Source organism: Stenotrophomonas sp. SRS1 (assembly GCF_026130205.1).
Classification (GTDB): domain Bacteria; phylum Pseudomonadota; class Gammaproteobacteria; order Xanthomonadales; family Xanthomonadaceae; genus Stenotrophomonas; species Stenotrophomonas rhizophila_B.
On sequence record NZ_JAINFD010000003.1, the window covers coordinates 629910 to 644646 of the forward strand.

The following is a 14737-nucleotide window of genomic DNA, read 5'->3' on the forward strand; positions in this document are numbered from 1 at the left end:
CCGCGGCGGTGTTGCCTGCTTCAATGGTCGGCCAGGTGGCCGGGTAATGCGCTTGCTGTGTAGGTCGTGATGCGTTCTGTTGCGGTGTGTTGCGGTGTTGCGTGGACGGTGTGTGGATTTTTCGGGAACTGCTTATCGCTTATTGCATGTGTACTGCGTGTTGCGGTCCACGATCAGAACTCGCCGCGGAACCAGGTTTTGAGTTTCTTGAACATGCTGCCGGCGCGGCCGGTGGGCAGCGACGGGCGACGCGGGTGTTCGATCTGGCTGCCCATCAACAGCAGGCCCACGCCGGTGGCATGCACCGGGTTGCCCACCACTTCGCCCAGCCCGGTGACGTGCTGCGGAATACCCACGCGCACCGGCATCTGCAGCATTTCCTCGGCCAGTTCGACCACGCCTTCCATCTTCGACGCGCCGCCGGTGAGCACCATGCCGGCGCGCACCAGTTCTTCGAAACCCGAGCGGCGCAGTTCGGCCTGCACCATCTCGAAGATCTCTTCGTAGCGGCCCTGCACTGCCTGGGCGAGTGCGTGGCGCGGCATCCGGCGCGGCGGACGATCGCCGACGCTGGGCACCTGGATGCTTTCCTCGGCAGTGGCCAGCTGGGCCAGCGCGCAGGCATAGCGCACCTTGATCTGCTCGGCTTCCGGGGTCGGCGTGCGCAGCATGTGCGCGATGTCGTTGGTGACGTGGTCGCCGGCGATCGGCAGCGAGGCGGTGTGGCAGATCGCGCCCTGCACGAACACCGCCAGGTCGGTGGTGCCGGCGCCCATGTCGACCAGCACCACGCCCAGCTCGCGCTCGTCGGCGGTCAGCACAGCCACGCTGGAGGCCAGCGAAGAGAGCACCAGGTCATCGACCTGCAGGCCGCAGCGCTGCACGCACTTGGAGATGTTGGCCGCCGCCGACTGTGCGCACACCACCAGGTGGGCATGCACTTCCAGGCGCACGCCGGTCATGCCGACCGGGTTGCGGATGCCTTCCTGCGAATCGTCCAGCACATACTCGCGCGGGATCGCATGCAGGATCTTCTGGTCGGCCGGGATCGCCACCGCCTTGGCCGCGTCCAGCACGCGATCCAGGTCACCCCAGGTCACTTCGCCGTCGCGGATCGGCACGATGCCGGGCGAGTTCTTGCACTGCACGTGGTTGCCGGAGATCGAGGCGTACACCGAGCGGATTTCGCAGCCGGCCATCAGTTCGGCTTCTTCGACCGCACGCTGGATGGACTGCACGGTCGATTCGATATCCACCACCACGCCGCGCTTGAGACCGCGCGATTCGTGCGAGCCGATGCCGATGACCTCGATCGGATTGCCCGGCGAATACTCGCCGACCAGCGCCACCACCTTGGAGGTGCCGATATCCAGACCAACGATCAGTGATTTGTCACCCTTGCGATTCATGTCCTGTCCTGCGTCCTGTGCGCCACATTGGCCGGTTCGGCCGGCGCGGCCGGGGCCGGGGTACCCCAGCTCAGCGTGAAACCATTGGTGTATCGGAGGTCGGCGCGCTCGATCGGCGCCGCTTGATTGGCCAGCTGCGGCAGCACGCGTACGAAGCGCTGCAGGCGCGAACGGGCATCGTCGCGGCCGACGACGACTTCGGTGCCATTGCTCAGCACCAGCGACCAGCTGCCGCGTGCGTCCATGGTGACCCGCTTGACGTCCACGCCGGCCGGCGCGAACAGTGCGCGTGCATCGTTGTAGAGCGCCACCACTTCTTCGGTCTGGCTGTCCGGACCATCCAGGTCGGGCAGTTCCAGGTCCTGCAGCTTCTTCGGGGTGGCGAACAGCTTGCCCTGCTCGGAGAGCAGGCGGTCGTTGCCCCAGCGCGCGAACGGCTTGTGCTCGACCAGGGTGATTTCCAGCACGTCCGGCCACTGCTTGCGGACCTGCGCGCTCTCCACCCACGGCAGCGTTTCGATGGCGTCCTGCGCATCCTGCAGCTTGACCGCGAAGAAGCCGGACTTCGCATACGGCAGCACCACCTGCTGCAGCTGCTCGGCCGGCACCCGCTTGAACTCACCGTGCACACGCAGCTTGGCCAACGGCCAACGCTCGGCACCGACCCAGCCGTTGAGCACCGCCACCACAGGCAGTGCCACGACCGACAGGGCCAGCAACCAGACGAAGATGCGCAGCACCGCGTTCATGCGTGGCGGTGCTCCTGTGCGGCGTGACCCGACAGGGTCTGTTCCAGCACGCGCCAGACCAGCTCTTCAAAGCCGATCCCCGCCTGGCCGGCCGACTTGGGCACCAGCGAATGGCTGGTCATGCCGGGCGCGGTGTTCACTTCCAGCAGGTAGAAGCGGCCCGTGCTGCGGTCACGCATCACGTCCACCCGGCCCCAGCCACGGCAACCGGCCGCGCGGAACGCGGCCAGCGCGAGGCGGCGGATCTCGACTTCATCCTCGCCTTCCAGGCCCGGGCACAGGTACTGAGTGTCCTCGGCGATGTACTTGGCGTTGTAGTCGTACCACTGCCCCTTGGGCACGATGCGGATCGACGGCAGCGCCTGGTCGCCCAGGATCGCCACGGTCAACTCGTCGCCGACCACCATCTGCTCCATCAGCAGCTGGCCGTCATAACGCACCGCCAGCGCGACCGCCTCATCCAGCCCGGCCGCTTCCACCACGCGGCTGATGCCGACGCTGGAGCCTTCATTGGCCGGCTTGACCACCACCGGCAGGCCGAGCTCGGCCGCAGCGGCGTGGACATCGGAGGCCTGGTCCAGCGCGATGAAGCGCGGGGTCGGCAGCCCGTGCGACAGCCACACCTGCTTGGTGCGGATCTTGTCCATGCTCAGCGCCGAGCCGAGCACGTCCGAGCCGGTGTACGGCACGCCGAAGGCTTCCATCAGGCCCTGCACGATGCCGTCCTCGCCACCGCCGTTATGGCCGTGGAGGATGTTGAACACCCGGTCGAAGCGCTTCTCGACCAGCGCGAGCGCCAGGGCCGGGATGCCGTCGACCGCGATCGCATCGACGCCGCGCGCGCGCAGCGCTTCGATCACGTTGCGGCCGGAATCCAGCGAGACGTTGCGCTCGCTGGAGGTGCCACCCAGCAGCACGGCGACGCGGCCGAACATGGCCGGGTCGGTGAGGCGCAGCGGCGGGAAGGTCAGCGCGTTCATGCGGCCGGGGTCTCCTGGAAGCCTTCGCCGGCGATCTGCTGGGCGATGTAGCCGATGTCGCCGGCCCCCATCATCAGCAGCAGATCCCCGTCCTGCAGGACATCGGGCAGCACGTGCGCCAGCTCGGCAGCGTTGCCGACCACGACCGGCTCGCTGCGGCCGCGCGCACGGATGGCGCGGGCCAGCGAACGCGAATCGGCGCCCGGGATCGGCGCTTCGCCGGCCGGGTACACCTCGCTCAGCACCAGCGCATCCACTTCGGACAGCACGGCGGCAAAGGCATCGAACTGATCGCGGGTACGGCTGTAACGGTGCGGCTGGAAGGCAACCACCAGGCGCTGGCTCGGCCAGCCGCCGCGGGCGGCGGCGAACACGGCGGCCAGCTCACGCGGGTGGTGGCCGTAGTCGTCGATCACGCGGACCTTGGCACCGGTGTGCGTGGTGACGATGCCCAGGTCATTGAACCGGCGGCCGATGCCGGCAAAGCTCTCCAGCGCACGCGCGATCGCGTCCGGGGCCACGCCCAGCTGCCAGCCCACGGCGGCGGCGGCCAGCGCGTTGAGCACGTTGTGCGCGCCAGGCAGGGCCAGCGTCACCGGGTGGCTGCTGCCCTCCGGCAGGCGCAGGGTGAAATGCATGCGCGGGCCGTCCTGGACCACGTCCTCGGCACGCACGTCAGCGTTGCTGCTCATGCCATAGCTCATGACATGGCGCGGCGTCTGCGAAGCCAATGCGGCCACTTCCGGATCGTCGATGCACAGCACCGCCAGCCCGTAGAACGGCAGGCGCTGCAGGAACTCGGCGAACGCGGCCTGGACGCGGGCGAAATCGTTGCCGTAGTTTTCCAGGTGGTCCGAATCGATGTTGGTGATCACCGAGACCAGCGGGTTCAGGCGCAGGAAGCTGCCATCGCTCTCGTCGGCTTCGGCCACCAGCCACTGGCCACCGCCGAGCTTGGCGTTGGCACCGGCGGCGAGCAGCTGGCCGCCGATCACGAAGGTCGGGTCCAGCCCGCCTTCGCTCAGCACCGCGGCGGTGAGGCTGGTGGTAGTGGTCTTGCCGTGCGTGCCGGCCACCGCGATACCGCGGCGGAAGCGCATCAGTTCGGCCAGCATCGCCGCGCGCGGCATGATCGGAATGCGCTGGCTGCGCGCTTCCATCAGTTCCGGGTTGTCATCGCGGATCGCGCTGGAGACAACCACGCAGTCGGTGCCGAGCACATTGGCGGCCGAGTGGCCGCGCATCACGCGCGCACCCAGGCCGGCCAGGCGGCGGGTCGCGGCGTTGTCGGCATTGTCCGAACCGGACACTTCATAGCCCAGCGTCAGCATCACTTCGGCGATGCCGCTCATGCCGGTGCCGCCGATGCCGACGAAGTGCACGCGCGGGAACGCGCGTACCAGGTCGTTGGTGTCGTGGAGGCGGCGGATCATGCGCGGCCTCGCGCCAGGCTGGCGCGCGTAGCGGTGTTCATTTGGATTCCTCGAGAATGATGTCGGCGATACGCTCAGCGGCATCGACCTTGGCCAGGGCACGCGCGGCATGAGCCATCTGCATGCGTCGGCCAGAATTTTCGGACAATTCGCGCAACACGCCTTGCAGCTGTGTCGCCAGCGTTTCGTCCTGCTTCAGCAACACCGCGGCGCCGCGCTCGAGCAGATACTCCGCATTGCGGGTCTGGTGATCGTCGACGGCCGCGGCGAACGGCACCAGCACGCTGCCCACGCCGACCGCGCACAGCTCGGCCAGGGTGGAGGCACCGGAGCGGCACACCACCAGATCGGCCCAGGCGAACGCCTCGGCCATATCGGCAATGAACGGTTCCACGCTTGCCTGCACGCCGGCATCGGCATACGCCTGCAGGGCTTCGGCATGCAGCTTCTCGCCGCTCTGGTGGCGCACCTGCACCGGCATCCCCATGCCCAGCGCGGCCAGTGCCTTGGGCACCGCGTTGTTGAGCGCGCGCGCGCCTTGGCTGCCGCCGAGTACCAGCAGACGCAGCGGCCCCTGCCGGTTGGCCAGGCGCAGCTCGGGCGGCGTGATCGCGGCGATCTCGGCACGCACCGGGTTGCCGACCGCTTCCTCACGCTGGGCGAAGCTGCCCGGGAAACCGGTCAGCACGCGGCGCGCGAAGCGCGACAGCACGCGGTTGGTCATGCCAGGTGCGCGGTTCTGTTCGTGCACCAGCAGCGGCAGGCCATGCAGGCGCGCGGCGATACCACCGGGGCCGGAGGCGAAGCCGCCGAAGGCGATCACCGCCCGCGGCTGGCGATCGCGGATCAGGAAACCGGCCGCGCGGATTGCGCGCAGCAGGCGCAGCGGCGCGCCGATCAGGGCCAGCTTGCCCTTGCCGCGCAGGCCACCGATGGCCAGCGTGTCGATGTGGATGTCGTGCTGCGGCACCAGGCGTGTTTCCATCGCGCCATCGGCGCCGAGCCAGGTGACCGGCACACCGCGTTCGCGCAGCACCTTCGCCACGGCCAGGCCGGGGAAGATGTGCCCACCGGTACCGCCGGCCATGATCATGACCGGGCGCTGGGACGGATCGAGGCGAGGCGTGCTCATCCCATCCTCCCCAGCGTCGGTTCGATGCGCTGCTGCATGCGGCTGGTGCCACGGGTGGAGCTGTCGCGCGGTGCGGTATCGCGGTTGCCGCTGTCCTGCATCGCCGCGGCGACCGCGCTGGCGCTGGCGACCTTGGGCACGTCGCCCGGCAGCGGGCCATCCTGGTCGGCGCCCATGCGCACGGCCTGGCGGCGTTCGGCGCGGTCCAGTTCATAGGAGACGCGCAGCAGCAGGCCCATCGCCACGCAGGTCATCAGCACGCTCGAGCCGCCCGAGGAAATCAGCGGCAGGGTCAGGCCCTTGGTCGGCAGGATGCCGAGGTTGACCCCGATCGAGACGAAGCTCTGCATGCTGATCCACAGGCCGATGCCGAAGGCGATGTAGCCGGAGAAGTGGCGCTTCATTTCCACGCAGCGCATGCCCAGCCAGAAGGTGCGGCCGACCAGCAGCGCATACAGCGAAATGATCAGGCAGGTACCGAGGAAGCCCAGTTCCTCGGCGGTGACCGAGAAGATGAAATCGGTATGCGCTTCGGGCAGGTAATAGAGCTTCTGCACCGAGTTGCCCAGGCCCACGCCGGTCCACTCGCCGCGGCCCACGGCCATCAGTGCGTTGGACAGCTGGTAGCCATCGCCCTGCTGATCAGCCCACGGGTCCAGGAAGGAGGTGATGCGGCGCATGCGGTACGGCTCGAAGATCGCCAGCGCGGTCATGCCGATCATGCCGAACACGATCGGCATCGACATGCGTGGCAGGTTGACCCCACCCAGCACCAGCATGCCGGCGGTGATCGCCAGCAGCAGGGTGGACGAGCCGAAGTCCGGCTGCAGCAGCAGCAGCACCACCAGCGCGCCGGCCACGCCGAGCGGCTTGAGCATCGCCGGCCAGGTGGCGTTGACCTCATCGCGGAAGCGGACCAGATAGCTGGACAGCCACACGATGTAGAGCACCTTGACCGCTTCGACGGTCTGGAACTTGGAGATGCCCAGGTTGATCCAGCGGCGGGCACCGTTGACGCTGCTGCCCAGGCCCGGGATGAACACCACCACCAGCAGGGCGAAGCAGCCCAGCAGCAGGATCTGGTTGTACTGCTCGATGCTCTTGAGCTCGGTGCGCATGGCAATGATCGCCAGGCCGATACCCACCGCCAGGAAGATCAGGTGGCGGTTGAGGTAATAGAACGGGCTGCTCATCAGCGCGATCGAGCTCGACGCGACCATCACCACGCCCAGCCCGGTGAGCGTGATGATCGCGCCCAGCAGCCACTTGTCGAAGTGGCCTCCGATGGCTTCCAGGCGGGTGGCTTGGCGCGACAGGTCGTTCATCAGCGGACCTTCAACGTGGCCAGGCCGATCAGGACCAGCACCACCGAGATGATCCAGAAGCGCACGATCACGCGCGGCTCCGGCCAGCCCTTCAGTTCGAAGTGGTGGTGGATCGGCGCCATCCGGAACACGCGCTTGCCGGTCAGCTTGAACGAAGCGACCTGGATCATCACCGACAGCGTCTCGATCACGAACACGCCGCCCATCACCACCAGCACCAGTTCCTGGCGGGTGATCACTGCGATCGTGCCCAGCACCGCACCCAGCGCCAGCGCGCCGATGTCGCCCATGAAGACCATGGCCGGATAGGTGTTGAACCAGAGGAAGCCCAGGCCTGCACCGGCGATCGCCGCGCAGATGATGACCAGCTCACCGGCACCCGGGATCTGCGGGATCTGCAGGTAGCTGGAGAACACCACGTTGCCCGAGGCATAGGCGAACACGCCCAGCGCGCAGGCGACCAGCACGGTCGGCATGATCGCCAGCCCGTCCAGGCCGTCGGTCAGGTTGACCGCGTTGGAGAAGCCGACGATCCAGAAATACGCGATGGCCACGAAGCTGACCCCGGCCAGCGGCAGCGCGATCGACTTGAACATCGGGATGTAGAACGTCATCGCCGCCGGGACATCGGCGGTGTAGAACAGGAACAGACCGGCCGCCAGACCGAAGATCGACTGCAGCAGGTACTTCCAGCGCGACTTCAGGCCGTTCGGGTCGCGGCGGACGATCTTGATCCAGTCGTCGTACCAGCCGATCGCGCCGAAGCACAGCATCACGGCCAGCACCAGCCAGACGTAACGGTTGCGCAGATCGGCCCACAGCAGCACCGACAGCGTGATCGTCAGCAGGATCAGCGAGCCACCCATGGTCGGCGTGCCGGCCTTGGCGAAATGGGTCTGCGGACCATCGGTACGGATCGGCTGCCCGCCCTTGAACTGGGCCAGCTTGCGGATCATCGCCGGGCCGAGCCACAGCGACAGGAACAGGGCGGTCAGCGCCGCGAGGATGCCGCGCAGGGTCAGGTAGCCGAACAGCCCGAACAGGCTCTCCAACTGCTGCAGCCATCGGGCCAGTTCAAGCAACATTGGGGGTTTCCTCTCCTTGCGCGAGCAGCGCTTTGACGATCGTGTCCATGGCGCTGCCACGCGAGCCCTTGACCAGGCAGCGCACGCCGGCATGCAGTTCAGTGGCGAGCGCGGCGGACAGGGCCTGGTGACTCTGGAACTGCTGGCCGCCTTCACCGAAGGCGGTCGAGGCGGCGGCGCTCAGCGGGCCGAGCGTGTACAGCCGCTTCAGGCCGGCGTCGCGGGCGCGGCGGCCTGCCTGGGCATGCAGCGCCTCGCCGTCCGGGCCGAGTTCGCGCATATCGCCCAGCACCAGCCAGCCCTCGTCCTTCGAGGCAGCCAGGGCATCGATGGCGGCGGCCAGCGAACCGGGGTTGGCGTTGTAACTGTCATCGATCAGCACCGCGCCGCTGGGCAGCTGGTGCGCGATCTGGCGGCCCGGCACCGGCTCGGCGCGGGCCAGGCCGGCGGCGATCTGCGCCACCGCAATGCCCGCTGCCAGCGCCAGCGAGGCAGCGGCCAGCGCGTTGCTGATGTTGTGCCGGCCCGGCAGGCCCAGCGTGATCTCGGCATCGCCCGCGGGCGTGGACAGCACGAACTGGCTCCCCTGCGCGGCCGTGCGGATCGTGCGCGCGGTGACATCGGCGCTGTGGTCCAGGCCGTAACGCAGCACACGGCAGCGCGGCGGCTGGCCGACGATGTGCTGTTCGAACCAGATCCCGAAGGCGTCATCGGCATTGATCACGGCCACGCCATCGGAAGGCAGCGCCGCGTAGATCGCGCCCTTGGTGGTGGCCACGCCCTGCAGACTGCCCATGCGTTCCAGATGCGCCGGGGCGATGTTGTTCACCAGCGCGTAGTGCGGGCGCACGATCTCGGTGAGGTAGGCGATGTCGCCCGGCTTGCCGGCGCCCATCTCGTAGACGGCGTAGTCGGCATCTTCCGGGGCATCGAGCACCGCCAGCGGCAGGCCGATCTCGTTGTTGCGGTTGCCGGGGTTGGCGTAGACCACCTTGCGGTCGTCACGTGCCACCTGTTCCAGGATCGCCAGCAGCAGGCTCTTGACGCTGGTCTTGCCGTTGCTGCCGGTGATCGCGAAGACCGCAGTGTCACGGTCACGCTGCATGCCGGCGGCGATGCGACCGAGGGCGTGTTCGCTGTCGGCGACCACGATCTGCGGCAGGGCGACATCCAGTAGTCGCTCGACCAGCATCGCCGAGGCACCGCGCGCCAGCGCGTCGGCCGCGAAGTCATGGCCATCGAAACGCTCGCCACGCAGCGCCACATACAGGCTGCCCGGCGCGAGCGTGCGGGTGTCATTGCTGATGGCATCGATGGCGGTATCTTCGCCATGGATCTCGCCACCGGCCCAGTGGGCGATCAGCGACAGCGGGGTGCGCTTCATGCGTTCACCCCCACGTGCGCGGCCAGCACACGGCCGGCCACCTCGGTGTCATCGAAGGCGTGCTTGATCCCGTGAATCTCCTGATAGGGCTCGTGGCCCTTGCCGGCGATCAGCACGATATCGCCCGCGCCGGCCAGGCCGATCGCGGTGGCGATCGCGGCGGCGCGATCACGCTGCACGGTGACGGCAGCGGGCGCATCAAATCCCTTCAGGATGTCGGCCACGATCACGTCGCCATTTTCGCCGCGCGGATTGTCGTCGGTGACGATCACCACGTCGGCATGGCGTTCTGCGATGGCGGCCATCTGCGGGCGCTTGCCGGTATCGCGCTCGCCGCCGCAACCGAACACGCAGATCAGGCGCCCGGCCAGATGGCCCTGCACACTGGTCAGTGCCTGTTCCAGCGCATCCGGGGTGTGGGCGTAATCGACCACGACGGTGGGCAGGCCACCCTCGCCGCCCAGGCGGTTCATGCGCCCGGCGATCGGCTGCAGCTGCGAGAGCAGCGCGGCGATCGCGGCCGGGGCGTGATCCAGCGCATACAGCGCACCGGCCACGGCCAGCAGGTTGTCCACGTTGAAGCGGCCGAGCAGCGGCGACTGCACCGGATGGCGCTGACCGTCCACGACCAGATCGAAGGCGATGCCGCGACCGTCCAGGGTGAGTGAATCAGCGCGCAGGGTGGCCTGTGCGGCACCGCGCGAGCTCACGCCGATCGGGCGGACGGTCTCGCCGACAGTGCGCAGCAGTTCGCTGCCGAAGCTGTCATCGAGGTTGACCACGGCGGCCTTGAGCCCGTCGCGGTGGAACAGCTTGGCCTTGGCCGCACCGTACTGCGCCATGTCGCCGTGATAGTCGAGATGGTCGCGGGTGAGATTGGTGAACACCGCCACGTCGTAGTGGACGGCATCCACGCGGCCCTGATCGAGCGCGTGCGAGCTGACTTCCATCGCCACGGCCTGGGCACCCCCGTCGCGCAGCTGCGCCAGCACCTCATGCATCTGCAGCACCAGCGGCGTGGTGAAGCCGGTCGGCACCACGTCGCCATAAAGTCCGACGCCCAACGTGCCGATACTTCCACTGCGGGTGCCGAGCAGGTGCCAGGCCTGGGCCAGCAGCTGCACGGTGGAGGTTTTTCCGTTGGTGCCGGTCACGCCGACCATCGTCATCGCGCGCGAGGGGTGGCCGTGGAACTGATCGGCCATCGCGCCCATGCGGTGGCGCAGGCCCGGCACGGCAATCGCATCGGCCGGGGCCGGCAGCTCGGCCGGGGCCGGCGGGTCGAACAGGATCGCCCCGGCGCCATTGGCGCGGGCCTGATCGACAAAGCCCAGTCCATGCGCGCCAAAGCCGGCGATCGCCACGAAGGCATTGCCCGGGCGCACCGCGCGGCTGTCCAGCACCAGGCCGGTGATGGTCGGGTCGTGGCTCAGCGCCACATCGGGAAGCAACTGCGACAGCAACATCATCTGGCTCATTGCGTGCCTCCCTGCGCGGGCGGCACTGTGGCGTGCGCGCTGGGCAGCGCGGCATCGAATTCTGCGGCGGCATCGGGCGCGATCACCGTTTCCGGCGGCGGCGTCGGCAACGACGAGGCGGTATGCCCCAGCTTTCCGGACTGCTGGGCGGCCAGCCACGACTCGATGTCATCCGGCGGCACGTCCATCAGGCGCAGCGCGCCTTCCATGACGTTGTGGAACACCGGCGCGGAGACCAGGCCGCCGTAGTACTTGCCACCCTGCGGGTCGTTGATGACGATGACCGTGGCGAAACGCGGGTTGGTGGCCGGCACCACGCCGGCGAACAGCGCGTTGTAATGGCCACGCTCGTAACCGCCGGGGCCGGCCTTGCGGGCGGTGCCGGTCTTGCCGGCCACGTGGTAACCCAGCACCGCCGCCTGCTTGGCGCCGCCCTGGGTGACCACGGTTTCCATCATCGCCACGACTTCCTTGGCGATGTTCTCGTCGATGATCTGCTTGCCTTCGTTGCGCTGGCCTTTGACGAAGGTCGGCGCGATCAGCTTGCCGCCGTTGCCCAGCGCCGAGTAGGCGGTCGCGATCTGCAGCGGGCTGACATTCAGGCCGTAGCCATAGGACATGGTGGTCTTGGACGGACCACTCCAGCGCGCCGGGCGCGGCAGCACGCCGGCCGATTCGCCCGGGAAGCCGCTGTGCGGGGCGACGCCATAACCGAAGCTGTGAATGTGGTCGTAGAAGACCTGGTCCGGCATCTTGGCGGCGATCTTGGCCGCGCCGATGTTCGAGCTGCGGGTGATCACGCCGGTGACGGTGAGCACGCCATTGTTCCGCGGCACGTCCTTGATCGTGTAACGGCCCAGCGCCATGTAGCCCGGGTTGGTGTCCACCGTGGTGTCTTTGGTGACCACGCCGGATTGCAGCGCCGAGGCGATCGTCAACGGCTTCATGGTCGAACCCGGCTCGACCAGATCGGTCACCGCGCGGTTGCGGCGGGTATCCGGCGCAGCGCCACCCACGGCATTGGGGTTGTAGGTAGGCAGGTTGACCATGGCCAGGATCTCGCCGGTGGCCACATCCATGATCACCATCGAGCCGCCCGCAGCCTTGTTCTCGATCAGCGCGTTGCGCAGCTCCTTGAACGCCAGGAACTGGATGCGGCGATCGATGCTGAGGGTGAGGTCCTTGCCCGGCTCGGCGGCGCGCAGCAGATCGCTCTCCACCGTATCGCCCTTGCGGTTGCGGATCACGCGCTTGGCGCCAGCCTTGCCGCGCAGCCATTCATCGAAGGCCAGCTCCAGCCCTTCCTGGCCGCGGTCGTCGATGTTGGTGAAGCCGAGCACGTGCGCCATCGCCTCACCCTGCGGGTAGAAGCGGCGGAACTCGCGCTGCGAGGCCACGCCCGGGATCTTCATCGCGACCACTTTTTCCGCGTCGTCCGGATTGATCCGGCGGCGCAGATACATGAATTCTTTATCGGCCTTCTGCGAGAGCTTGGAGGTCAGCTCATCCAGCGGCATGCCCAGCGCGGTCGCCAGCTCCGGGATACGGTCCGGCGAACGCAGCAGTTCCTGCGGGTTGACCCAGATCGAGGCGACCGGAGTGGACACCGCCACCGGCTCGCCATTGCGGTCGGTGATCATGCCGCGCGAGGTGTTGATCGGCAGTTCGCGCAGGTAACGGGCTTCGCCCTGGCGCTGGTAGAACTCGCTGTTGATGATCTGCACGTAGGCGGCACGGCCGACCAGCGAGACCGAGCACAGGCCGAGCGCCAGCCCCACCCACTTCAGGCGCTGGCGGAGGTTGAAGCTGTTGCGCGCACGGTTGCGACCGGACTTGTTCATGGCCGGATCACCACGACATCGGCCGCTTCGGGGAACTTCATGCCCAGGCGCTCGCGGGCGACGCGGTCGACCCGGGTCGCCTCGGCCAGGGTGGCCTGCTCCAGCTGCAGGCGACCGAACTCGATGTTGATCTCATCGCGCGCACGCTCGACCCGGGACAGCTCCACGAAGGTCTGGCGGTGGCGATGGCGCATGAACACCACCCCGATCGCAGAAGCGACGGTGCAGGCCAGCAGCACGATCAACAGCAGGCGGCTCATCCAGCCACCTCACGTTTTTCGGCGACACGCAGCACCGCGCTGCGCGAGCGCGGATTGACCGCCAGCTCGTCGTCGTCGGCCTTGATGGCACCACCGTGCAGGTCCAGTGTCGGCACGAACGCGGCCAGCTCGGGCAACCGGCGGTTGCTCGGCGGTGCCTTGGCGTAGCGGTTCATGAACTGTTTGACGATGCGGTCTTCCAGCGAATGGAAGCTGATCACCGCCAACCGGCCACCGGGCTTGAGGCGTGCCAGTGCCGCGTCCAGGCCGGCTTCGAGATCGGCCAGTTCACGGTTGATATGGATGCGGATCGCCTGGAAGCTGCGCGTGGCCGGGTGGATCTTGTCCTTGCCACGCGGCATCACCGAGGCGATCAACTCTGCAAGTTCGGCGGTGCGGGTGAAGGGCTGCTTGTCGCGGCGGGCGACGATGGCCTTGGCGATGCGGCGGCCCTGGCGCTCTTCGCCATAGGTCCACAGCACGTCCATCAGCTCGCGCTCTTCAACGCGGTTGAGCCACTGCGCCGCACTTTCACCGCTGTCCGGATCCATGCGCATGTCCAGCGGACCGTCCTTGCCGAAGCTGAAACCGCGCTCGGCGACATCCAGCTGGGGCGAGGACACGCCCAGGTCGAACAGCACGCCATCCAGGCCCTCGGCGGTGGCCTCCCAGTGCAGCAGATCGGCGAAGCTGCCACGGAAGATCGAGACGCGCGGGTCCGGCGCGAAATCACGCTCGGCTACCGCAATCGCCTCCGGATCCTTGTCCATGACCAGCAGCCGGCCTCCAGGACCGAGTTGCTCGAGCACGCCGCGGGCGTGACCGCCACGACCAAACGTGCCATCGAGATACACGCCGTTTTCGATCACCTTCAGGCCATCCAGGACCTGCGTGTACAGGACCGGCAGGTGGCCTGCCGGCGACTGCGACACCGGAAGGTGACCGGTCTGCGCTGCTCCGCGCATCCGGGCACCCCGGCTCACAACTTCAGGTCGAGCAACCCATCGCCGAGATCCTCGTCAGACAACGTCTGCTGGATCAACGCGCGATGAGCCTGCTCGCTCCACAATTCGAATTTGTCGCCCATACCGAGCAGCACCGCCTTCTTTTCAATGCCAACGGCACCACGGTGGCTGGCGGGAATACTGATGCGGCCGTTGCCGTCCAGCTCCAGATGCGCGGCCGAACCGACCAGCTTCTGTTGCAGGAGGCGCACGACGCGCTGTGTGTTGGGCTTGGACATGACGTCATCACGGACGCGTTCCCATTCCTGCTCGGCGTACAGCCACAGACAGCCGGACTCGAACGGGTTGTAGGTCAGGACCAGACGGTTGTTGCTCACACGCGCGACAAGGTCGCGATGCGCGGTCGGAACCGCCATGCGCCCTTTGTCGTCAACAGTGATGGCCGTCTCGCCTTGAAACACGACGTTTTCACCTTTCCTTCGCCTGGTGAAACATTGAACCACGAAAAACCACAAAAAACCCGGTTTCCCCTCTGATGCCCACCTTAGCAGTGCCGATTGGGTTGTCAACAACTTTGCGAAGGGGAAATCACTTTGAACATCAAGGGCTTGCAGCAATCTTTAGAGACTTGTTCAAGGCTTATCCACAAGTTGCTGTTTCGTCTCATTTTTTGAGATTTCGCCGAAGTTCAGGCCT

At 67.4% G+C, this 14737-nt stretch carries 12 protein-coding genes and 1 pseudogene; all 13 read right to left on the minus strand.

Annotated features, from left to right (window positions below):
• Positions 1 to 173: 173 nt before the first annotated feature.
• The 13 genes and pseudogenes from ftsA to mraZ all read right to left on the minus strand — a co-directional run bounded on the left by ftsA (position 174) and on the right by mraZ (position 14502).
• On the minus strand, positions 174 to 1409 hold the full coding sequence (ftsA, locus tag K4043_RS13725) for a cell division protein FtsA (protein WP_017355446.1): 1236 nt from the start codon (positions 1407 to 1409) through the stop codon (positions 174 to 176).
• Between the two features lie 71 nt (positions 1410 to 1480).
• A pseudogene (locus K4043_RS13730) lies at positions 1481 to 2158 on the minus strand (cell division protein FtsQ/DivIB); the annotation flags it as partial.
• The gene (locus tag K4043_RS13735; protein WP_265309626.1) at positions 2155 to 3138 is read right to left on the minus strand and encodes a D-alanine--D-alanine ligase; all 984 of its coding nucleotides are present in this window, start codon (positions 3136 to 3138) and stop codon (positions 2155 to 2157) included. The pseudogene K4043_RS13730 and the gene K4043_RS13735, both read right to left, overlap by 4 nt.
• Positions 3135 to 4571, minus strand: coding sequence for a UDP-N-acetylmuramate--L-alanine ligase (gene murC, locus K4043_RS13740; protein ID WP_123728348.1), 1437 nt, complete (start codon positions 4569 to 4571; stop codon positions 3135 to 3137). The genes K4043_RS13735 and murC overlap by 4 nt, the downstream gene beginning before the upstream one ends.
• A 37-nt stretch (positions 4572 to 4608) precedes the next feature.
• Positions 4609 to 5703, minus strand: coding sequence for an undecaprenyldiphospho-muramoylpentapeptide beta-N-acetylglucosaminyltransferase (murG, locus tag K4043_RS13745; RefSeq protein ID WP_265309627.1), 1095 nt, complete (start codon positions 5701 to 5703; stop codon positions 4609 to 4611).
• The gene (ftsW, locus tag K4043_RS13750; RefSeq protein WP_265309628.1) at positions 5700 to 7028 is read right to left on the minus strand and encodes a putative lipid II flippase FtsW; all 1329 of its coding nucleotides are present in this window, start codon (positions 7026 to 7028) and stop codon (positions 5700 to 5702) included. The genes murG and ftsW overlap by 4 nt, the downstream gene beginning before the upstream one ends.
• Positions 7028 to 8113, minus strand: coding sequence for a phospho-N-acetylmuramoyl-pentapeptide-transferase (gene mraY / locus K4043_RS13755; RefSeq protein WP_123728345.1), 1086 nt, complete (start codon positions 8111 to 8113; stop codon positions 7028 to 7030). The genes ftsW and mraY overlap by 1 nt, the downstream gene beginning before the upstream one ends.
• On the minus strand, positions 8103 to 9497 hold the full coding sequence (gene murF / locus K4043_RS13760; RefSeq protein WP_265309629.1) for a UDP-N-acetylmuramoyl-tripeptide--D-alanyl-D-alanine ligase: 1395 nt from the start codon (positions 9495 to 9497) through the stop codon (positions 8103 to 8105). The genes mraY and murF overlap by 11 nt, the downstream gene beginning before the upstream one ends.
• Positions 9494 to 10975, minus strand: a complete 1482-nt coding sequence (locus K4043_RS13765) for a UDP-N-acetylmuramoyl-L-alanyl-D-glutamate--2,6-diaminopimelate ligase (RefSeq protein WP_265309630.1) — start codon at positions 10973 to 10975, stop codon at positions 9494 to 9496. The genes murF and K4043_RS13765 overlap by 4 nt, the downstream gene beginning before the upstream one ends.
• Positions 10972 to 12816 (minus strand): penicillin-binding transpeptidase domain-containing protein, encoded by a 1845-nt coding sequence (locus K4043_RS13770; protein ID WP_123728342.1) that lies wholly within the window; start codon positions 12814 to 12816, stop codon positions 10972 to 10974. The genes K4043_RS13765 and K4043_RS13770 overlap by 4 nt, the downstream gene beginning before the upstream one ends.
• On the minus strand, positions 12813 to 13076 hold the full coding sequence (ftsL, locus tag K4043_RS13775) for a cell division protein FtsL (protein WP_019182492.1): 264 nt from the start codon (positions 13074 to 13076) through the stop codon (positions 12813 to 12815). The genes K4043_RS13770 and ftsL overlap by 4 nt, the downstream gene beginning before the upstream one ends.
• Positions 13073 to 14041: a 16S rRNA (cytosine(1402)-N(4))-methyltransferase RsmH gene (gene rsmH / locus K4043_RS13780; protein WP_265309631.1), complete on the minus strand. Its 969-nt coding sequence runs from the start codon at positions 14039 to 14041 to the stop codon at positions 13073 to 13075. Before rsmH ends, ftsL begins: the two co-directional genes overlap by 4 nt.
• 14 nt (positions 14042 to 14055) lie before the next feature.
• Positions 14056 to 14502 carry a division/cell wall cluster transcriptional repressor MraZ gene (mraZ, locus tag K4043_RS13785; protein WP_019182494.1) on the minus strand — a complete coding sequence of 149 codons (447 nt, stop codon included), beginning with the start codon at positions 14500 to 14502 and terminating at the stop codon, positions 14056 to 14058.
• Between the last annotated feature and the right edge of the window lie 235 nt (positions 14503 to 14737).

Coding starts and splice junctions, on each gene's coding strand:
- ftsA (WP_017355446.1), bottom strand. CDS start 1,409: ATGAATCGCAAGGGTGACAAATCACTGATCGTTGGTCTGGATATCGGC.
- K4043_RS13735 (WP_265309626.1), bottom strand. CDS start 3,138: ATGAACGCGCTGACCTTCCCGCCGCTGCGCCTCACCGACCCGGCCATG.
- murC (WP_123728348.1), bottom strand. CDS start 4,571: ATGATCCGCCGCCTCCACGACACCAACGACCTGGTACGCGCGTTCCCG.
- murG (WP_265309627.1), bottom strand. CDS start 5,703: ATGAGCACGCCTCGCCTCGATCCGTCCCAGCGCCCGGTCATGATCATG.
- ftsW (WP_265309628.1), bottom strand. CDS start 7,028: ATGAACGACCTGTCGCGCCAAGCCACCCGCCTGGAAGCCATCGGAGGC.
- mraY (WP_123728345.1), bottom strand. CDS start 8,113: ATGTTGCTTGAACTGGCCCGATGGCTGCAGCAGTTGGAGAGCCTGTTC.
- murF (WP_265309629.1), bottom strand. CDS start 9,497: ATGAAGCGCACCCCGCTGTCGCTGATCGCCCACTGGGCCGGTGGCGAG.
- K4043_RS13765 (WP_265309630.1), bottom strand. CDS start 10,975: ATGAGCCAGATGATGTTGCTGTCGCAGTTGCTTCCCGATGTGGCGCTG.
- K4043_RS13770 (WP_123728342.1), bottom strand. CDS start 12,816: ATGAACAAGTCCGGTCGCAACCGTGCGCGCAACAGCTTCAACCTCCGC.
- ftsL (WP_019182492.1), bottom strand. CDS start 13,076: ATGAGCCGCCTGCTGTTGATCGTGCTGCTGGCCTGCACCGTCGCTTCT.
- rsmH (WP_265309631.1), bottom strand. CDS start 14,041: ATGCGCGGAGCAGCGCAGACCGGTCACCTTCCGGTGTCGCAGTCGCCG.